Genomic DNA, 19,759 nt, shown 5'->3' with positions numbered 1-19,759 from the left:
ATCAGGATCACACTTTCACCGAGTCTTGAGTGGCTTTCGTTAGAACTGCCTCCCGTGCCTCGGCGATCAGTTTGTGGATGCTCGGACTCAGCGGCATGGGCTTGAATGCGTTCACCGTCGCGCGTCCGATGTTGCCTGCGGGGAGCCTGCCGACCGCGTGGCCCAGGGGGACCAGTGCCAAGCGAAACAACTGGCCCGCTGCCTCCGGCCAGTCGCGAGTTTGGGCGGCATAGCGGAGCATGACGCAGTGGCTGTGGACATGCAGTTTGAAATCCATCTGGCCGACGATGTGGGCGGCCATGAGCCACTCCCACCGATCCTTCGCGCTCATGCCTTCGCTATTGCGGAAGCCCGCGAGCAAGCGCGCGTAGACACGTCGCTGTTGTTCGCGATTGCTAGGCATGGGCCTGCTCCACATGCGCCGCAGCCTTGGTCGACGTGTCATGCACTCCCCGCATCAGCCGCAGGCCGTTTCCCACCACCAGCAGACTCGCGCCCATGTCGGCGAAGACGGCCATCCACATCGTCGCGCTGCCGAACACGGCCAGCACCAGGAACACCGCCTTGATGCCGAGCGCGAGCGTGATGTTCTGCCAAAGCACTGCGTGCGTGCGACGCGAGAGGCGCACAGTTTCTGCAACCCGGCGCACGTCGTCATTCATGATCACGACATCGGCCGCCTCCATCGCGGTGTCTGTGCCGGCGCCGCCCATGGCAAACCCGATGTCGGCTTGCGCGAGCGCGGGAGCATCGTTAATGCCGTCGCCGGTCATGCCGGTGGCGCCGTAGCGCGCCTGCATGTCCTTGATGGCCTCCAGCTTGGCTTCGGGCAGCAGGTCACCGCGTGCATCCTCGATGCCGGCCTGTGCCGCGATGGCTTGGGCCGTGGCGAGGTTGTCGCCGGTGAGCATCACGGGTGTAACGCCCAGGGCCTTCAGGTCGGCGATGGCTTGGCGCGAGGTTTCCTTGATGGTGTCCGCGACGGCGAAGATGACGAGTACCACATCGTCTTTGGCCAACAACGTGACGGTGCGTCCCTGCTTCTCGTGCTGGCGTAGCTCGGCCTCCAGTTCCGGCCCGCAGAGACCGCGCTCATGCACGGCGCGATGGTTGCCGAGCAGCAGTTGATTGCCGTCGACCTTGCCTTGAACACCGCGTCCGGGTAGCGCGCTGAAGTCTTCGACCGATGCGCGCTCGCCATCAAGGCCTGCGGCAATGGCTTGGGAAACCGGATGATCGGAGCGGCTGGCCAGGCTGGCAGCGAGCCTCTTGGCCAGCGCCTCATCACCACCGTTCCACGTGCGCCACTCCACCAGCTTCGGTTTGCCTTCGGTGATGGTTCCGGTCTTGTCGAGGGCGACGGTCTTCAGGGATCGGGCCGTCTCCAGGTATGTGCCGCCCTTGATCAGGATGCCGCGGCGCGCACCGGCGGCAAGGCCGCTGACGACCGTGACCGGCGTGGAGATGACGAGCGCACAGGGACAGGCGATCACCAGCAACACCAACGCCTTGTAGAGCGCCTCCAGCCAGGTCAGGCCCAGTAGGAACGGTGTGAGCAGAGCGACAGCGACGGCAAGCGCGAATACCGCCGGCGTGTAGATGGCGGCGAATCGGTCAACGAAGCGCTGCGTCGGCGCGCGCGTGCCCTGGGCCTGCTCGACGGCGTGGATGATGCGCGCGAGCGTCGTGTTGCTGGCGGACGCCGTCACGCGAAACTCGAGTTCACCCGTCTCGTTGATGGTGCCTGCGAAGACCTGGTCGCCCGGCGCCTTGTCGACGGGGATGCTTTCGCCCGTGACGGGCGCCTGGTTGATGGCGCTGGTGCCTTTGGTGATGACGCCATCCAGCGAGACCCGCTCACCGGGTTTGATCCGGACCGTGGCTTCCAGCGGAACCTGGGCCACCGGTGTGAGCTGCCACTGGCCGTCCGCCGTCTGCATCAGGGCTTCCTCTGGTGCCAGCGCCAGCAGGCCTTTGATCGCGTTGCGCGCCCGATCGACGGCGCGCGCCTCGATCAGCTCGGCGATGGCGTACAGCGCCATGACCATGGCGGCCTCCGGCCATTGCCCGATCAGGAAGGCACCTGTCACTGCGACCGACATCAATGCGTTGATGTTGAGCTTGGCCCGCAGCAGTGCCGCCATGCCCTTCTTGTAGACGTCCAGACCTGCAAGCCAGATCGCCACGCCGGCGAGCGCCATGCCGACCAATTTCCAGAGCAGGGTTTCGGGGGCGAGGAACTCGGTCACCTCGGCCGCCACGGCTACGCCTAAAGCCAACGCCAACCGAGCGACGCCCGCTCCAAGGTCGTGGTCTTGGTCGTGCAGCTCGCCATGCCCTTCCCGGGCTTGCGCTTCCACCGTGTCCGGGCCGACGATGGGTTCGGGGTGGAAACCCGCCTTCTTGATCGCCTCCAGTGCAAGCGGGAATGCGTCATCGGAGGCGTCGATACCAAGCGTGCGGGCGGTCAACTGGAAGTTCAGCGACCTGATGCCCAGGATCGGCTCCAGCGCGCGGCGGACCTCGGCTTCCTCGGCGCTGCAGTCCATGGTGGGGATGCGAAAGCGGCGCCCTCCTACGGGTACATCGGCGGTGGCGGGGACAGCACATACAGCTGAGCTGCAGCAGTCCGCTTCTTTGGGCGGGGTTTTCGTATCCATGGCCTAATTGGAAACCCTGTAGCCACTTCAGAGTCAAGCTGAGGCATGAAATGAAAATTGGAGAAGTGGCGGCTGCCACCGGAACGCAGGTCGAAACCATCCGCTACTACGAGCGGGAAGACTTGCTTCCAACGCCAGCGCGCACGGAAGGAAACTATCGCGTTTACAACGACGCGCACGTCCACCGCCTGGCTTTCATCCGTCATTGCCGCTGCCTGGACATGACGCTGGATGAGATCCGCGTCCTGCTGCACTACAAGGACGCTCCCACCGAGAGCTGCGGGGAGGTCGATGCGTTGCTCGACGATCACATTGGTCATATCGTGAACCGAATCAAGGAGCTCAAGGTGCTCGAGGGCGAGCTGCGCGCTTTGCGTGCTGGCTGTTCGGATGGCCGCTCGGCAGAGGACTGCGGAATCCTTGGCGGTTTGGAAAAGGGTGCTCTAGAACACGATCACGGGCCACATTCAGGACACCAGCTCGCGGAGGGAACTCACGGCAGACGCAGCGGCAGGGTTAAAGAGAAGCACCGTTCGGCGAAGCCATGAGAGGTATGGGTCCTCTGCAGGACGCGAGGGTTTACGCGCAACTCAACCCGCTACAACTTGCACCGAAACCGAGATCACCCCTCCTATCGTGTGTCCATGGAAGAAGCACAGACCACACACGACGAAGCCGTGGACGGCACCACGAAAATCACCGCCAAGATCCAGGAGGGCTTGCTCGAGCGGTTCGACCAGGACATGCGCGGATGCTTCCTGAAGCGCGACGCCTTCCTCAATCAGGTCATCGGTAGCGAGATCCCCTACCTGCGCCAAGATCTTCAGGGCAAGCGGCTGACGTCGATCGCACGCACCTACATCTCCGGCAAGCTCAAGCGCATGGGCACACGCCCGGTAAACATCGTCGTCGACAAGCAGGTCGCCGCTGACTTGAATGCGGCCGTCGAGGCGCACAACCTGGTCCGTGACGCGTTCATCAACTACCTGCTCGTCTGCCTGCGGTCGACACCGCGATTCCTGAAGTACTTCGAGCTGCCAAGCCACTACACCGGATCGCACTTCGATGCGGCGCTGGAGCCGACCGAGGTCAGCCCGCTGCGCGCGATCGCGAGCACCATGTGCGATCCGTTCTACTACCTGCGCGAAGCGGTGCGTGAGCGGCATGGCACCGGCCTGTATGCCTTGTCCATGCCTGAGGAGTTCCACGGGGTGAGCTGTTTCCTCGCGGACGAAGAGGTGCCAGGCAGCGAAGCCAACAAGGTACTGGTGCGTGAGACGGACGCCTTGCTCGCCGCGCTCGATCTCGATGACCTCGAGGAAGTCGCGTTCACCCCGAAGGGAAACGCACGATGAGACAGACAAAGCATGCAGTCGAACAACAGCAGCGCCGGGGCATTCCTGACGCGCTCTTGGCGATGGTGATGGACCATGGCGTGGCCATCAAGGCGACTGGACGCGCGGCCATGTATCGCGTCTCGAAGAAGGAGCTGCCGTTCCTTAAAAACGAATGCCCCGCGCCGCTGTGGCGCCGCTATCGGGATTCGCTCAACAGAACGGTGCCTGTCGTCGCGGAAGGCGACACCGTGATCACAGCGATGCACCGCTGGAAGCGAATCCGGAAACTTTGATAGCCGCCACGGACCGCACTAGGCCGCAAGCTCTTCGAGACGCCTTGCCGCTTCGCGCTTGCCCAGGCTTCTGAATTGCGCTATCGCCGGCAGGTACTGCGCGCGCGGTCTGGCCTGGCCGCTTTCCCACTTGTAGACCGTCAGCGGGCTCACACCGAGGAGAGTGCCGGCTTCATGCGCGGAAAGACCGAGGCGTTTCCTGTGCTGGGCGAAACCAGAGGCACGCCAGCGCAGCTGCCCATCATCGCGCGGCTGCTCCGCCGGCACCGCGCGCGCCACTACCTTCGTCGTGCGCTTTTGCTGGCGTTCCAGCTGGTCCACGCGGCGCTTGAGCGCGGCGATCTCCGACCTGTAGGTGGCCACCGCCTTCTTCAGGGTATCAGTGCTTGCACGAAGTTCCTTGCGGGCAAGCCGCGTGATTTCGTCCTTGAGAGCGCTCGCGATGTTCGGCATGGCGGGCATTCTAAGCAGCGCCCCGCCTGCGATCCGGGGGCGGGGGCCTATGGCGGCGTTTCCACGCGAGGCGTGCCGGACTTGGCAGTCGGCCTCGCGGCGGCCGGGACCGCGTCCGGGTGTCGCAGGTGGCGCTGCTCCTTGATACCGGCCAGCACCGCGGCTTGTGCGGCGCCCAGCGTCTCGATCCAGTGCCGGATGACTGAGTTGCGCACGATCCCAGGTCCCATGGCCACGATCGCCTCCGCATCGAGGTGCTTCGACACCTCCGGCATAGCGTAAGCGCGGCCGAGGCAGCGATTCACGAGTTGGTAGACGGTGCTGCCTTCCATGGCGGGCAGGCACCCACTTTCCTTCGCTGGGATGCGGGCGAGAAAAAGCGGTTGCTGCTCGTCTGGCGCGGGCATGCGATCGGCGGAGCGCTGGCCGGCGATCATGCGCGTGCGCTGCGCCGCGAGCAGCCGCCGACGCTGCAACAGCCACGGCCTCACCATCACCAGCACCTCGTGCGTGAGCTCGAAAGGTGCGCCCAGGCGCTTGGCGGTGCGATCGGGCGCATACACGTTGAGGAGAATCGAGTTCGGCTCTTCGTCGAGCCTCAGCTGCTCGTGCGGCTCGTACACGCGTCCCATCTGCCGCCTCAGATCGTGGCCCTTCAGGTCGATCAGCTCGCTCTTGGTCAGGCCGAAGTGGGCGAGCAGTGCAACCACGGCCCGATCACGGTCGATCCACCAGTTGGTTTCAGCCTTCTTTGGAAGCAGCTTGACCAGCTGCTCAGGATCCCGAAGCATCGGCAGCACGCCGGGCGGCAGCACCTGCGACGTGCGGTCGCGCAGGTTGATGCGGTGTTCCTCAGGCAACTTGTCGCCGTTCGCAGGATTCGCAGCGCACCAGAGCCGCTTGCGGTCACACGCAAAGTCGTAGATGTCGCGCAAGGCGCTGTAGTAGCGCTGCCGCGTGTAGTTCGCCATGCGCGCTTCGTTCTTTGGCTCTCGTCGGCGTTTGCCCTCGGCCGGCGCCGGTCCTTCGATGAACTTGCGCACGTGGGCAGCTTGCGCTCGCCTCCACGCTTCGCCGGGCCCGGGTGCGACGTCCTGCGTGGTGAGCCAGGCCAGCCAGGCGTCCCAGATGGCCCGGTAGATCGGCACGGACTCGGGGCTGCAGCCGCCCTTGTCGCGCCGCATCTTGTTCTGCATCCATTTCTCGAACACTTCGGCCGCCGCGGGCACCTTGGTGTCTTGGTCCGCCGCTACTTGAGGCATTCTTGGATCGCCTTCAGCGAGGTGTCGAAGATCTGGTTGCGCTCCTGCATCGACAGGCCCATGTCGGCGTGCAGCGTGTTCAGCGGCAGCAGCATGCTGTTAATGATGGCCCGAGTTTCCTCCATCGACACGCGCGCGTCGGAGGTGCCCTCCTGCATTCCCTCGGTGTCGGCACGCACGAGCAAAGTCCGCACCACGCTCCACATGCGCGGCTCGGGCAGCAGGAAGTGCATCCAGTACGGAAACTGCTGGTGCAGCGCGGCGAAGTAGCGCCGGCATTCCGGGATCTGGTGGATGGGGCGCGGGTCCGCGTCCCATCCCTCGAAGCTGAAGAACACCCCGTGGGTGAGTTGCCTGCGCAGGCGATCGTCCTCAATCAGCGCCAGGAGATCGTCGACGGCGCGGCCCACGCCGCCCTGAGTTACCTCGTCGCGCGAGAACACCAACGCGATGTAGTCGACGTCGGCGGGGATGTCGATGCGGCCCTGGCCAACCGGCCAACTGGAATTTGTCATGTACTTAAGGTAGCTGGAAAATGAGCATCGTCAACCCCATAACCCATCTTTACACGCGGATGCGGCCCACTCGACGAAACGCCTCCCCCTTGATGACGGTTTTCGAATTTTTCGGAGCCCCGTTCGGCCCGCTCCGCCGCGGCGCATGATGTAGGGAGAGGAAGGGAGAAGAAGGGGGAAAAAGGGCCCGGTCGATCAGGCAGGGAGGTCGAAGTCGCCACGGTCGGTTTGCAGGGCACGCGCCCGCGTGTAAAGATGGGATTGGCTGGCACTCTTCCGTCGAGGGCGCGCGGGGCGCACGAACGAAAATTGATCGCTTGCGGCAGAAGCCTCGTCACGGGCCCGGCCACGCCTACCGGCCCACAGGGAGACATGGTCCACGCCCGGGTGCTGGTTGGCGAGCCGGTATGCTGTCCGCGCACACCCCACCCGCGACCTTTCCCCATGGACACAAGCACCGATCAAGCACGCCTGAATGCGGCGCTGGACGAACTGCGCGCAGGCCAAGGCTTGCTGCGCGACGTGCTGGCCTACCTTGAGCGGCTCCCACCGGTTCCGGTCACCCGCGACTTCTGCAAGCAGCTGCGGGCCCGGCTCGACGCGCCCGCCCAGGCGGCGACTTCTACTTGGCGGCGTGAACTTCACGGTATTGGTCCGTATACGGCTGCGGGCCTGCCGCTGCTGGAGGCGAGCCTGGTGGACGACGAGCTGCGTGTCTGGGTGCCCGTCGACGTCAAAGGAGCGAGTCGCGACTTTGCGGTGCAGGAAATTTGCAGGCGGCTGGCCACCGGCACGATCGGCATGTCCGTGCGCGAGCGCACGACCGACGATGCGCTGCAGCCTCGGTCCCAACCGCCCAAAGGATGATGAGGAATGAGACTGCGTGACGACGAGACGGTGCTGTTCTTGCGTGATCCCGTGCGCGCGGTGAATCGCACGCGCGTATTCGTGCGCGTGAACTCGCCCACGGCGGAGGTCGCGACGGGAGGGGACGCGCTGCGCCATCTCAAGTCACTTGCTCGACCGATTCGGGCCCGGCGGGTCTCGCGACCCAACCAGACGGTGATGCTCGAGCTTTGCGCGCAACCGAAGATCGTCGTCGGGCATTCGCCGCACACGAAAGATCACGACGATGCCGATCTGCACGAGATTTTGTGCGTGCTCGCTGCCAACGGCCTGGACGTCGTGGTCCCGGCGCCAGGCGAGACGCCCGCAAGCTAGTACCAGAATTCGCGCAGCCCGAGTGGGGGGTGCGTCCGCAGGCTCTCCTCCACCGCCGGCGAGAGCTTGCGCGCATGGCGCAGGAAGCCCGCCAGCGAGTGCGGCAGGTGACCCTGGGTGGCTGCGTGGACCGCGCGCTGCTGATCGTCGCTCAAAGTGCCGAGAACCGCAGCAGCTCTGATCACGAGCTCGCTGGCCTGTGCGATCTTGTCGAGGGTGTTGCCGTCAATGCCGTTCATGGATGATTCCGTGCCTCCTGAATTTCAGGCTACGGGAAGAAGTGCACGGGTCAAGACCAAAGTCGTGCAGCCGCCTGAAAGAAAATGCGGCGTCCGGCACCGGAAGTTTGCCGGTCTCCTTCCAGATGCAGTATCGCCATCCAACGCGAGCAACAACCTCGTCTCGCGGCCACTTGCACGAACTCGTTTCCGTGCGAAGCTAGGATCACGGTCTGGCATTGCGGCTACCCGATAATTCATCGAATCAGTGGAGGATGGAATAGTGCAAGAACGACACCGTCGTCAGGCGCCCGCGTGGCGCCGCGCAGGAGACTTCGTTGCGGTCGCCTGCCTCGCGGCCGGCCTGACGGCATGCGGAGGGGGTGAACCCGAATCCGCCGCCGCAGCGGATCGGCCCGCGCCGCTCGCGCAGCAGCAACCTCTTCGGGCGGCCGCCGCCCCGACGCAGATCACGGCCCAAGCCTTCTTCAACTGGGCGGAGAAGGCATACAGCGCGCACTTTTACGGGCCGTCCACGGACGGCGTTGCCAGTCCCTTCGAGTACCGCCACTACCAGTGGCCGGGCAACTACCTCGGTGTCGCGAATGGCACGGTATACCTGCTCGGGCCGCTGACGAACAACGCGGTCATCGCGGTCGCTCCGCTGGAGGTGTTCCGATGCCATCTGGTCATCAACAGCTGCGTCGACGCGTGGAAGGCTGCGACGCTGGACGGCATCAACGTCGCGCGCCGCGCTTCCGGCGGTGTTGACGCCGTGGAAGTGGCATCCCTCAGCGCCGCGGCGCAGTCTCAGGCGAGCTATTCGCTGGCCAACTACTACACCGGCGGCATGGCCAATGCTGTGCTCTACACGACGCAGCCGGATGGCACCTTGACCGCGCACTACCAGACGCCGGGGACCGCGGGCTTCACCGGCACGACGCCCTCCGCGCGCGCGCAGACGGCAGGCTATCGCAGCGACTATTTCGTCTCGGAGGTCTCCGGCTCGCTGTACGGTGTGCTTCCGAGCTACGAGCCGGATGTGCCGCGTTGCGTGACGCGCTTGCTTGCCACGGTGTTTCACCGCGCCGGCCTGCTCAATCCGCAGGTGGAGAACATCGGGGTCGGCGTGAGCGATCAGGTCACCGACTCGAACGGCTTCCGGCTGCGTGTGTGCGTCTACAACACCGGCATGCGCACGACCGCCAGCCCGCTGCCCCTCACGTGGTCGGCAATCTATCCGGCCAACGGTCAAACGGCGGTGGCCGCGACGATGGAAGGCGAAGCACCGGATCCTGCACCCAGCATCGCGGTGAAAGGCTTCCCGATCAGTTTCCAGGCGCGCCCGGGCAGCACCGTTTCCGTCGAGAGCTTCCAACTCGCCGACGACGTGGGTGCGGCCGTGCCGACGGTGCAGGTGACGAACCGCGAAGCGCCGCTCCTGCAGGCCAGCGAGGTCTACCTGATTCCTGTGGGTGCTTTGAAAGCCAACACGCGGTACACCGTCCGTTTCAAGGGGTCCGCTGCCGATGCGTCGGGTCGCGTTCCGTTCGATCGCACGTGGTCGTTCACGACGGCTGGCTGATCACGGTCTCGCCGTCTCTCAGCTGAAAAGGGAACGGGGCCCCGGCATCACGCCGGGGCCCCGTCAAACTTTCATCCTGCCTGCGCGCGGATGACCCGCCGGCAGCCTGTTAGAAGAACTCGAGCTGCGCCGCCACGGAGACCGTAGGCGACGGTGCCAACCGTGCGGAAACACGCGCGGCGGGCAGCGACAACTCCGGACCGACCGGAGCACCGCGCACGTTGAACGCGATCAATGTTGTGGGCACGTCAGTGCCCGCTTCCTTGAACGCTCCGCGATCCAACTCCGCGACATCGGCATCCAGTTCCGAAAGCAAAGTCCGAAACCGCTCCGCGTTGGAAGACCTCTGCGTCCGCCAGCTGGTCGACGCGATCGCGACCAGACGCCCACCCGGTACCAGCCAGCGCATCGCATGCTGGATGTGCGCCATGTCCCGGCCTCCGGAGAACGGCGGGTTCATGATCACTACCGAGTAGGTCGGTGTCGGCTCCGTGGCCAGGAAGTTCACCGGGGCGTCGATCGCGAAACCCTGCTCTCGCAGCCGCTTCACGTTCTCAGGCATGAGTTCGAAGACGCTCACGTTTTGCTTTCCGACGATGTCGGCAGCGGGACGCGCCAGCGCACCGTCACCGGCACTCGGCTCGAGCACTGTCATGCCGGGCCTCAGCCGCGCCAACGCGATCACGCGCCGCGCAGTCTCCTCGGCTGTCCAGAAAAACTCGAAGTCCTCGCGGCGGTAAAGCTCACCCGAGGCCATCACGCTGTTCAACGCGGTAGCGGCACACCCAGGAAACACGTGGGCCTGCTTGGCACTACTCCATTCTCCTCCCAAGGTCTGCAGCACGTCGTTCGCGTTCGCGTATAGCGCTTTCGATAGCCGTTGCACCACCCGCACTTCGTGGCCGCTCACGACGGCCGCACTGAGCGCGTCGAGCACGGCAGGCTTCAGTTTCGTCGGCCGGATTGCATACCGGCCGCTTCCGTGTCGCACGACGGGAACGGGCTCGCCAGACGCGCAAGGCGCTGGTCGCCAATCGAAGATGAGCGCCGCTGACGAACAAGGATGATCGAAGCCGCGCGTGCCGATCTCGATTGCGGCGCCCCGTGGATCGTCAAGCAGACGCAACGAGGTCATCCATCCGGAATGCTCCTTGAGCAATTCCTCGGACTCTTGTTGCAGCGCTCGCGCGACCTTAAGGCTGGCTGGCGACTCTCCGCGGTTGCACATCGCCGCCTGGTTCTGGTTCCACCGCAGGCCCAGGTTCAGCACCTGCACCGCAATCGACACAGCCTGGTCGGGTCCCGTGCAATTGCGAATCCGCCGCAGGAGCACCCAGCCGGCGTCCAGCGTACAGAGCCGCGTAAAGAACTGCTCGGCGCAGATCCGCAGCGGCCGCCCATGTGCGAGCGCAGGGATGCCAGCCGCGGCCAGCACCGCGCGCAGATCGTCCGGCATCTGTGCGTTGGTGACGGAGATCTCCACGTCGTCGCCGACGCAGCGCGTCGTGACCACCACGCTCTCGCCGATGACGAGCATGCGCCGGGATTCGACGCCCTCACCTTCGGTTCGAACCGTGACAGGAGGCTCGCGGTCGGTCGACTCGAATTCGCCCCATTCGCATGGCGCCAGGCTTCGCAGGGCCAAGATCGAAGAGATGTCGGGCGAACGCGCGAGCAGCTGAAGATGCTGTCTCAAAAAGTGCTCCTTGTGAGCGGAGCACTCGCCCCCCAGGGCTTTGTGCCCCGCGAGGGTTGTGTGGCTACGGTCCGCCGGCGCCAAGCGCGAGCAGACGGTGGTTACCACATGGTGATTCCGATGCGTGGCGTCGCAACCCACGAGGGATGCGGCCGAGGCACCGGGGAAGGTCGACGCCGCGGCTATGCGCGGTCGCCGTGCCGGGGGTCGCCGTGAGGCGACACGCCGACAGGTCAAATGACAGCAGCTGCTGTCCGCTCCACTGGGGAGACGTGCGACGACTGTAGCGACGCTGCCGGCGTGAGGCAAACGATCGCGTTCGACCCGCTCGCGGCCGCATCGCCCAAAAAAAAATGCCACCCGAGGGCAGCATTCAAGGTCCTTGGGGAAGGACGTTGGGAGGGCTTCATTGTCGGGCACCGACGCAGCGCCACTCCAAGAAAACCTGTGACAAATACACCGCCTGCGCGAGACGGTGGAGGCGAAATTCGGCCGCAGTCCCGGCTGCGTAGTACAGGCGTAAAATGTCGCTCAAGGCGTCCGCCTGAGCTTCGAGCGGCTCATACCAGACACGCTAGGCGACTAGCAACCCGGTTACCTTCGCTTTTCCTTTTCCAAACCCATGCACTCCGCAGGGCGCGGGACGAGTAAGCGCTCGATCGACCCGTGCCGAATTTGGAGATTCGCATGAAGTTTGACATTTCCGGCGTTGCACACGCCATCCGCACCGCCACCGCGGGCTCACCCCATCCGATCAAGCTCGGCCACGCACAGCAGCTGGTTGCCGCAGCCCTGGGATTTCAGTCGCTTGCAGCATTGCAAGCATCGAGCGACGGGGATCTGACCGGCGAGCGAAACGCTCACGTCGTCATCGACATGGCTACGCTCGACGCTCGCGTGGCACAGCTCGCCGTGGGCGTCTCCAGCGATGAAGTCGCCAAGGTCATGGTGAATGCGCTGGTGGCGAAGCTGCCCGGCGTGCGAGTGCACCGCTCGCTCGACTCACTCTTGAACGCAGTCCAGGACTTCGTGGACCAGGCAACGGTCAACCGAGGCCCTGTCACCGGGGAGATGACGTCGGCCAACCATGCAGGCTTGAGCGAGATCTACATGCCGCTGATCGGCGTGGAACTGGCCAGCATTCCCGGCACCGGTGAAGTGCTCGACGAAGAGGTCGAGGGTCACGTGTCGCTTGAGATCGATCGCGACCGGCCGTATGTCGGTCACCGGATCGACGTCGAAGCCGTTCTCTCGACCCGAAGGTCCGGCTACTCGCTCTGGAGCTTCGACTACCAGGTCACGAGCGCCAGCCTCGACCCCAATTATCGGCGCGAGCAGGAGCCGCCCAGCCGCAGCCTCGCGGAGGCACTGGCCGACGAACTGAACCTCTCGCTCGGCGAAGCGGAGCAGCTCGTCGACGTGGAGATCCACGAAGAAGCGTCAGAGGACGGCACGGTGTACGGGTTCTGGATGGACCTCGAGAACAGTGACATCGACGCGGCGCTGCTGGCCAAGATTCAGGTGACGCAAGGCGGACTCACGGTCCGATTGCCGCCGTACTTCTTCGACGGCGTTGGCGGCGGCGCTTAGACGCTCGGCCGCCAGCCCTCCGGCCAAAAAAAAACCTCCCGCGCAAGCGGGAGGCCTTCAAAGAGATGCCGCCATATCAGGCGGGTTCGGCTGCCATTTCCTGGCTGCCCGTGGTTGACTTGTCGAGGTCCAACTGCGCCTCGATCTCGGCTTGACGCGCACGCGCTTGCGCGAGCTCATCACGATGCTCGAACTCCTGTTCCATCAGGACTTCGACGCTGGCGAGTTCCGAGGTTTTCCTCGTCTTCTCGTCGCGCAGCTTCGCGGGGTCCTGGGCGATCGCCCTGATCGTGTCGAGCGTTTTCCGCCCGACGCCCACCACGTCGTTCATGTTCGGTCGGTCCACCGTGACCGTGAGCCCCGAGTGGGGCGCCCGGACCACCAGCTCCGCCGGCGCCTTCAGGTACGGCACGAAGATCGACAATCCGAACCCGTTCACTTGCGCGAAGTCGCCCTGGTAGCGCTGCTTCGCGGCCTCGCGGAAAGCGAGCCCGATAGCCTCTGCCGACTCTCCTGCAGCCGCGATCGCGGCACCCACCAGCGGAGTGCTGGCGGATACCGGTGTCGCGGCCGAGGAGTTCTCGGCCAGCTTGGCATCCTGCTCGACGAGACCGACGTTGCTGTCGATCCACGCCAAGCGCTGCTGCAGGTTCGCCTTTCGGTGTCCCATCCTCCAGCGGGAGTCTTCCCATTCGCCGTAGGCCATGGCCAGCCGTTGCACCTTCGCATCGACAGTCGCCTTCTCCATGACGAGAGGGTTGCCCGAGGCAACCGCCTTGAGCTCCGCATACGTCATCGCGGTGATGGAGATGTCCTCCACGCTGCGCAGGCCGCGGTCAGCGGTCATCACCTGTTCGATGAATCGCGCCTTGACGTCCAGCAGGTTCCAGCTGTACGCGTCGAACGAGCCTTCGGTGATGTACCGCCACAGCTCGATCTCGTCGTTCTCGTTGCCTTGCCGCTCGGCGCGCCCATCACGCTGCTCCACGGCCGCCGGCACCCAGGGTGCATCGCATTGATGCACCGCTTTCAGCAGACGTTGTACGTTCGTGCCCGTCCCCATCTTGGCGGTCGAGCCGAGCAGTATTCGCGTGAGCCCATTGCGCACACGCTTGAACAGCTTCGCTTTCGCGGCGTCGCTGTCGTGGTCCTGGATGAACTCGATCTCGCCTGCGGGAATGCCAAGCGCGATCAGCATCCGATGGATCTCGGTGTAGACCGAGAACCCGGGCGCTCCGGGAGTTCCGATGTCGCTGAACACGAGCTGGGTGAGCTTGCGCTCCGCGCCGTCCCGCCAGATGCGGTGCACGTTGCGCGCCAACAGCGCCAGTTTTCCGTCCGGATCCGCCGGCAGGCTGGGGTCAACCAGCCGCACGTCGATCGCGGCCCGGCGGCCGTCGTTGGTGATCGCGAGCATGTTGTCCTTCTCGGGACGCACACGCCGGTTTCGGATGTCGTCTGCGCGTTTGACCAATTCGGCCACGATGTTCTTGAGCGTCGCGCTGGGCTTGGCCACTATCACCTGCGGCTTTCCGCCCATCACGGCTGGCACAGGCAGCTTCAGCATCTGCTTGGTGCAGATGTCCGCCACCATCCGGAACACGGACATCAGTTCCGGCAGGTTGATGAAGCGCGAGTAGCGCGTCACCGTGCGGAAGCCGCTTCCATCCGGCGCCAGCTCGATTCCGGTCACTGCCTCACCGAAGCTGGCACTCCACGCGTCGAACTCATAGAGCCCGAAGCGCTTCAGTGTTTCCGGCTGCAGGAACAGCTGCATCACGTGCATCTCGGCGATCGAGTTGCTGATCGGGGTCGCGGTTGCGAGAACCACTCCCTCTTCCTTGCCGCCACGCGCCTCCATGATGAGCCGGGTCTTCATGAATGCGTCGAAAGCGCGTTGCGACGACACGTTGGGCAAGCCGGCGATCCGGGGCATCTTGCTCAGGCGGCCGAGGTTCTTGTAGTAGTGGCCTTCATCGAGGAAGACCCAATCCACGCCAAGTTCTTCGAACCATACGGCATTCAGGTCGTCGGCCTTTCCGCCTTCGACCAGACGCGTGATTCGCGCCTCGTGATCCTTCATGCGCTTTTCGATCTCCTTGATGGAGCGTTTGGCGCCGCGGTCCTCGGTGAGCGACATCATCGTCCGTGCCTCTTCCAGCATCCTGTCGATGAACCCGCGTTGCACGTCCGGGCTGAGTGACAACCTCTCGAAAGTCGAGTGCGTCATCACGATAGAGTCCCAGTCGCCCGTCGCAATGCGCGCCACGAAGGCGCGCCGACGGTCGCCGTGCAGGTCCTCTTTGGTCGCCATCAGGATGCGCGCCTGCGGATACAGGCGGACCGCCTCCGCCACGTACTGGCTCAGCAGATGGTTCGGCACCGCGTGGCAAGGCTTGCGCGCCTTGCCGAGGCGCTTCAGTTCCATGGCCGCCGCGATCATCTCGAGCGACTTTCCCGCACCCACCGCATGGGCGAGCAGCGTGTTGCCACTGACCAGGATGCGCCAGATGGCGTTCTTCTGGTGCGCCGCCGGCGTGAGCACCTTGCTCATGCCCGGGAGGTGCAGGTGCGATCCGTCGAACTTGCGTGGAACCAGCTGGTTGAACAGGTCGTTGTAGATCCTGAGCAGCCGGTCTCGCCTCGCGTCGTCGCGGTACACCCACATGCGGAACTCGTCGCGGATGGCCTGCCACTTCTCGCGCGCGGCGAACGTGGCCTGGGTGTCCACCACCTGGCGGTTGTCCACCGTTGTGGTGATGGTGGGCGGCTGCTGGTTGAGCGCCGCCTCGATCAGGGTCAGGGCACACCGGTTGGAGGTGCCCCACTTCATGGTCTGCAACGTCCGGTCGCCGACGTATTCCGGGGAATACTGCGTCTTGACGGACCACGTCGCCGTGGATTTGTCGAAGTCGACGTTCACCTCGTTGCGGGTGTCCTTCACCAGCTCGCGGGCGAACTGGCTGATGACGTCGCAAGGTATCCAGGGCGCGCCTAGACGTGCTTCCACGTCCTTCGGGCCCAAGTCCGCCGGCAACACTGCTTCCAGCGCTACGACGTTCGCCGCATACTGAGGTCCTGCTGCACGGGCCTGCGCGATCTTCTCGCGAATGTGCCCGGACAGGTATTCGTCTGCCGGCACCCAGCGGCCGTGTGACGGATCGCGGTAGGCCAGCCCTTCCGCGCGCAGCTGGTCCAGGACCTCACGCACGGGCAAGCCCGTACGCTTCGCCATGTCAGCCAGCTCGATCCGCCCGAACAACGAGAGGCTCACGAGCATCGCGTCCTTGGCGGTGTCCACCTTCGACGGAATGTTCGGCGCACCGATGGTCCGCTTCGTGAAGATGTCGGCCTTGGTAACCGTCTCGGACTCCTCGTCGTAGATCTCCAGCGCGAGCAGCAACGGCCAGTTTGGGTCTCCCTTCATGACACGGCTGTTCGCGCTGGTGCTCAGCGCGCCGAGCTGTCCCACGAAGTGGTCGTAAGCGCGATTGAGCCGTTGTTGCAATCCGTGCAGCGGGCCGTCGTCCTCCGAGCGAGCTTGATGCTCGATCACCGCGATAGCGGCATCCCGGATCTCGATCATTCCCAGCAGGCGCCTGCGCGCGGTGCCGGTGTAGAGCCCGTCGACATCCAGAAGCTCGTCGCCTTCCGACACGCAGATGCGGCCGCGGGATACCACGAACGCGCCCGGGCGGGCGTCTTCCGTGTTCGCATACCGCGCCATGGGTGCCGTAGGGACGGACTCGGTGGCGTCGCTTCCAGCTTGGTAGATGTCGGACGGCAGCTGGTCGACCTGTGCATCCAGTTGCGCGCACAAGGCCTCCATCGAACCGTCGAACACCGGTCTGGCAACCTCGCCATGCTGCGTGCTCGTCCACTTCAGCTTGCCCAGCACGGATGCTGGATGCTCGCGGAAATGGCGGTTGATGGTCTGGCGCTGCTGACCCGAGCTGCCAGTCTGGCGGCTGTAAGAGTAGACCGAGACCGACTCTCCCGCGGCGAACAGTTCCGCTTCCGCGGTGCCGAGTTGACACCACGGAGCCAACGCTGCGAAATCCGGAATCTCGCGGCGCTTGAACACCAGGATGTCGGCGACGGCCTCGGTTTTGGCGTGTGCCTCGAAAGCCATTGTCGGCAGCCTGAACGCCGCAACGAGCTCCGCATGTGCGCTCAGCCACCTGCGGTGCGCATCGGTCTGGCTGTCGAGCGTGCCCTGCGTCGTGATGACTGCGACAAGCCCGCCCGGGCGAACCATCTCGATGGATTTGGCCAGGAACCAGTTGTGAATCAACCACTGCGCGTAGGGCGCCTTGGTCGCGTCGTTGCTCTTGAAGTTGCCGAATGGCACGTTGCCCACAACAAGGTCGAAGAAGCCGATTGGCAGCTTCGCCGTTTCGAGGGAGCAGGCTTGCACCTGCAACCCAAAGGGGGCGAACGCGGTCTCGAGAATCGCGGCGCTCGTCGGGTCGACCTCGACGGCCGTGATGTTCGACTTGCGCGCGATCTCCGGCGGCATGTTGGCCACGAAATGTCCCACGCCGGCGGCGGGTTCACAGATGCGGCCGCCCTCGAAGCCAAGGTGCTGCAGCATGCGCCAGATGGAACGCACCAGTTCAGGCGGCGTGTAGAACGCCGTGTTGACGCTGGATTGCAGCGCGGCGTACTCACGCTCGCCCACGCAGGCCTTCAGCTGCTCGCGCAGTTCTGCCAGCGGCTGCGCCTTCGAGCCGTCGGCACCGAAAACGCGCGCAACACCGCCCCAGCCCGAGTAGCGCAGCAGCTGCGCCATCTCGGCCGCCGTAGGCGTCCGCTTCTCCTGCACCATGGCCTGCATGAGGCGGATGGCGCTGATGTTGTCTTCGATGCGCTTCGTCACCGACGTTGACGGCGCGTACTCCGACGGATCCAACAGCGGCCACAGGACCTTGCGTTCTGCGTAGTCCGTTGCTTCAATGGTTCCGTCCCAGGCCGCCAAGGCGGCGCCGGCGAAGTCCGCTTCCGTCTCGTAGCTCGGCTCGTCGCCAAGTACGTCTCCGATCTCCCCGCTTGTGCGGGCGTCGGCCAGGTCCAGCGTCACGGCCGCAACTGCCCTGGCAACCTGCGCCACCGGAGTCGGAGCCGAGGGCGGCTCGAAGTCCTCCAATGTCAGGCCGCAGAGCCAGGCGGCGTCCGCTCGTTCCTGCGCGTGATCTCTCACTCGTGTCATCGCTCTCCTTAGGGGAAAAGAAAAAAAGCGGCGACAGGTGCCTCCCTTGCGGGAAGCGCGCTGTCGCCGCAAGGGGGTTGGTAGATGTCGGTCCGCTTTACGCGGAACGACGGTTCAGGCGCGAGGGCCTGAGGTAACGAGGCAGCGCGCTGCGCGCACTGTCTTTTTCAAAAGGTCCGTGACCGTTTGAAGAAGACTTCTTCGCCGGAGCGAAGAAGTCCCGTAGTTGCCGGGAAGGAGATGCGCCCCTATCCGTGGATCAACCAAGCAGGCTGGGATGGCCCGCCATAGTTGGTCAATGTGAGGACGTGACGCTCGGGTTGAACGTCCCGCCCAGCAGCGTCAACGGCCTTGCAGATGAAGCAGCCGCCGGTCGACGTGATCGCAATCCCGCTCGCGTCCAGCATGTGCACCAAACGCTGTGCCTCATCGAGATGCAAACGAAGTCGCCGTTGTGCCTCGGCATGCCACGCGACCAGCCGGTCGTAGCAGCTCGCCTCGATCGCCACGGGACCGGAAAACCACTTCGGTGCCTTGTGGGTCACGTCGACGGCAAGTCCCGATCGCATCAACTCTTCGTACTCGGCCAGCCGTTCGGGCGTCCCGTGTGGCCAGCGGCCAGGTTCATTCATTCGCATGACGAACCTCCTTGGGATCACTGAACGCAGCGGCGAGGTCACGCGAGAAGGCTTCCTCGGCTTGTGAAGCTGCGCGGCTCAGAGCTTCCACGTCGTCATCGCCGGCCAGAGGCGGCGACTGCGACTGCTGAAGACGCTCACGCGCCGCCGCCTCCTGTCGCTTTCGCGCTTCGGCGGCCGCGGCCTCGTCGCGGCGCTGCTGGCGCTTCCGCTTTTCGCTTCTGCGCTTGGCTTGTTCCTTGAGGTTGTCCTCGGGGCTGTAGCCCGGAATGGAAATCCGGATCCTTCCGGGCGGTTCGATGGCGAAGTGGTTTCGTGCCATGTCCGTTCCCTGATTTTTCTGTGGTGGTGGAAAGCCGCGGCTCACGACGGCCCGTAGGGCTCGCGCGAAGCGGCTGCGGCGTTTGCCGCGTTGAGATCCCCGTCACGGCTTCGCAGTGAGGAGGACAAGGTGAGTGCTGGTGCAGGACCAGCGCAAGGCAGTGATGCCCAGTACGCGCGATTCTGGATGCCAGTCGCGCCAGGGTCAAAGGATGGCGTCCACCACGGCACCAGTTCGCTCGCCAACGCACCTCACCGGTGTCATAGATTCGGGCACTGCCTGTGGTGGACGCCCATACAGTGGACGGAATGCGGCCGCTCGAGGACCTACTCAATACTCCAATTCTTGGTCCGTGGGCAAAGCCTGCGGGCAGTGAAGCGCGGCGGCAGCAGGTCTACCTCTCGCTCGTGCACTGGTACGAGGCTGCCAAGTTCATGCCGCACAAACCGGAGTTGCGCGACGCCCTGCTCTTCTGCCCCACCGTCAAAGAAGCTCGCAAGTTCGCTCGAACACGGCAGGCGGAGTGGCGATCCGACTGGCAGATCACGAGGCATTCAGTCTTGATCGCGGGCCTTGGGATGCTCACCCTTCAACGGCCCGACATGTGTCTCACCACCGCACCTTTGGCAGACGTGAAGGGGTCCATTTGATTTCAGTGTCAAAAGTGACGGTTCGCTTCCCCAGCAACGGCGCGGGCATGGGCAGGTAACTTGTTGATTTCAAAGGGATTGCTGTTCGGTATTTCGCCGCGTATCGTTGG

18 protein-coding genes are annotated in these 19,759 nt (G+C 64.5%); 8 read left to right on the top strand and 10 right to left on the bottom strand.

Translation table 11 applies throughout. The features are described from left to right. Positions 1 to 7: 7 nt before the first annotated feature. Positions 8 to 403 (bottom strand): DUF3703 domain-containing protein, encoded by a 396-nt coding sequence (locus tag H8R02_RS23545; RefSeq protein WP_187083957.1) that lies wholly within the window; start codon positions 401 to 403, stop codon positions 8 to 10. Further along, positions 396 to 2,660 (bottom strand): heavy metal translocating P-type ATPase, encoded by a 2,265-nt coding sequence (locus H8R02_RS23540; RefSeq protein WP_187083956.1) that lies wholly within the window; start codon positions 2,658 to 2,660, stop codon positions 396 to 398. The genes H8R02_RS23545 and H8R02_RS23540 overlap by 8 nt, the downstream gene beginning before the upstream one ends. Before the next feature lie 50 nt (positions 2,661 to 2,710). Here H8R02_RS23540 and cadR point away from each other — a divergent pair, with 50 nt between their 5' ends. From cadR to H8R02_RS23525, 3 genes are all read left to right on the top strand, one after another. Further along, on the top strand, positions 2,711 to 3,208 hold the full coding sequence (cadR, locus tag H8R02_RS23535) for a Cd(II)/Pb(II)-responsive transcriptional regulator (protein WP_187083955.1): 498 nt from the start codon (positions 2,711 to 2,713) through the stop codon (positions 3,206 to 3,208). Between the two features lie 96 nt (positions 3,209 to 3,304). Beyond that, positions 3,305 to 4,015 carry a hypothetical protein gene (locus H8R02_RS23530; protein WP_187083954.1) on the top strand — a complete coding sequence of 237 codons (711 nt, stop codon included), beginning with the start codon at positions 3,305 to 3,307 and terminating at the stop codon, positions 4,013 to 4,015. Then, positions 4,012 to 4,290: a hypothetical protein gene (locus H8R02_RS23525; protein WP_187083953.1), complete on the top strand. Its 279-nt coding sequence runs from the start codon at positions 4,012 to 4,014 to the stop codon at positions 4,288 to 4,290. Before H8R02_RS23530 ends, H8R02_RS23525 begins: the two co-directional genes overlap by 4 nt. 18 nt (positions 4,291 to 4,308) lie before the next feature. Here H8R02_RS23525 and H8R02_RS23520 read toward each other — a convergent pair whose 3' ends face one another. Genes H8R02_RS23520 through H8R02_RS23510 form a run of 3 tightly spaced genes read right to left on the bottom strand, consistent with a single transcriptional unit; the run spans position 4,309 to position 6,520 of the window. Beyond that, positions 4,309 to 4,743: a helix-turn-helix domain-containing protein gene (locus H8R02_RS23520; protein WP_187083952.1), complete on the bottom strand. Its 435-nt coding sequence runs from the start codon at positions 4,741 to 4,743 to the stop codon at positions 4,309 to 4,311. 47 nt (positions 4,744 to 4,790) lie between these two features. Continuing rightward, the gene (locus H8R02_RS23515; RefSeq protein WP_187083951.1) at positions 4,791 to 6,005 is read right to left on the bottom strand and encodes a hypothetical protein; all 1,215 of its coding nucleotides are present in this window, start codon (positions 6,003 to 6,005) and stop codon (positions 4,791 to 4,793) included. Beyond that, entirely contained in the window at positions 5,993 to 6,520 is a 528-nt protein-coding gene (locus H8R02_RS23510) for a hypothetical protein (RefSeq protein ID WP_187083950.1), read from the bottom strand. The genes H8R02_RS23515 and H8R02_RS23510 overlap by 13 nt, the downstream gene beginning before the upstream one ends. A gap of 444 nt (positions 6,521 to 6,964) precedes the next feature. Between H8R02_RS23510 and H8R02_RS23505 the strand changes: the two genes are divergently transcribed. Beyond that, entirely contained in the window at positions 6,965 to 7,387 is a 423-nt protein-coding gene (locus H8R02_RS23505; RefSeq protein ID WP_187083949.1) for a hypothetical protein, read from the top strand. A gap of 6 nt (positions 7,388 to 7,393) precedes the next feature. Beyond that, on the top strand, positions 7,394 to 7,741 hold the full coding sequence (locus tag H8R02_RS23500) for a hypothetical protein (RefSeq protein ID WP_187083948.1): 348 nt from the start codon (positions 7,394 to 7,396) through the stop codon (positions 7,739 to 7,741). Here the strand turns inward: H8R02_RS23500 and H8R02_RS23495 are convergent. Beyond that, complete coding sequence (locus H8R02_RS23495; protein ID WP_187083947.1) at positions 7,738 to 7,980, bottom strand: hypothetical protein; 243 nt, start codon at positions 7,978 to 7,980, stop codon at positions 7,738 to 7,740. The two genes, H8R02_RS23500 and H8R02_RS23495, sit on opposite strands and share 4 nt — an antisense overlap. 262 nt (positions 7,981 to 8,242) lie before the next feature. Between H8R02_RS23495 and H8R02_RS30855 the strand changes: the two genes are divergently transcribed. Next, positions 8,243 to 9,544 (top strand): Ig-like domain-containing protein, encoded by a 1,302-nt coding sequence (locus tag H8R02_RS30855; protein WP_187083946.1) that lies wholly within the window; start codon positions 8,243 to 8,245, stop codon positions 9,542 to 9,544. 109 nt (positions 9,545 to 9,653) lie between these two features. Here the strand turns inward: H8R02_RS30855 and H8R02_RS23485 are convergent, their stop codons facing one another. Beyond that, entirely contained in the window at positions 9,654 to 11,240 is a 1,587-nt protein-coding gene (locus H8R02_RS23485) for a class I SAM-dependent methyltransferase (RefSeq protein WP_187083945.1), read from the bottom strand. A gap of 687 nt (positions 11,241 to 11,927) precedes the next feature. Between H8R02_RS23485 and H8R02_RS23480 the strand changes: the two genes are divergently transcribed. Continuing rightward, entirely contained in the window at positions 11,928 to 12,830 is a 903-nt protein-coding gene (locus H8R02_RS23480; RefSeq protein WP_187083944.1) for a hypothetical protein, read from the top strand. A 76-nt stretch (positions 12,831 to 12,906) separates the two neighbouring features. On the opposite strand, the gene H8R02_RS23475 is transcribed toward H8R02_RS23480, so the two are convergent. The 3 genes from H8R02_RS23475 to H8R02_RS23465 form a co-directional block, all read right to left on the bottom strand. Beyond that, positions 12,907 to 18,039, bottom strand: a complete 5,133-nt coding sequence (locus tag H8R02_RS23475) for a helicase-like domain-containing protein (protein ID WP_187083943.1) — start codon at positions 18,037 to 18,039, stop codon at positions 12,907 to 12,909. A 248-nt stretch (positions 18,040 to 18,287) separates the two neighbouring features. Then, positions 18,288 to 18,677, bottom strand: a complete 390-nt coding sequence (locus H8R02_RS23470; protein WP_187083942.1) for a hypothetical protein — start codon at positions 18,675 to 18,677, stop codon at positions 18,288 to 18,290. After that, complete coding sequence (locus H8R02_RS23465; protein ID WP_187083941.1) at positions 18,664 to 18,999, bottom strand: hypothetical protein; 336 nt, start codon at positions 18,997 to 18,999, stop codon at positions 18,664 to 18,666. The genes H8R02_RS23470 and H8R02_RS23465 overlap by 14 nt, the downstream gene beginning before the upstream one ends. Before the next feature lie 308 nt (positions 19,000 to 19,307). Here H8R02_RS23465 and H8R02_RS23460 point away from each other — a divergent pair, with 308 nt between their 5' ends. Then, positions 19,308 to 19,649 carry an NADAR family protein gene (locus H8R02_RS23460; RefSeq protein WP_187083940.1) on the top strand — a complete coding sequence of 114 codons (342 nt, stop codon included), beginning with the start codon at positions 19,308 to 19,310 and terminating at the stop codon, positions 19,647 to 19,649. The last annotated feature ends 110 nt before the right edge of the window (positions 19,650 to 19,759 follow it).

It is taken from the genome of Ramlibacter albus, assembly GCF_014297445.1.
Taxonomy (GTDB): domain Bacteria; phylum Pseudomonadota; class Gammaproteobacteria; order Burkholderiales; family Burkholderiaceae_C; genus Ramlibacter; species Ramlibacter albus.
Note: the sequence above shows the minus strand (reverse complement) of the source record. Positions and strands in the feature narration are given on the sequence as shown.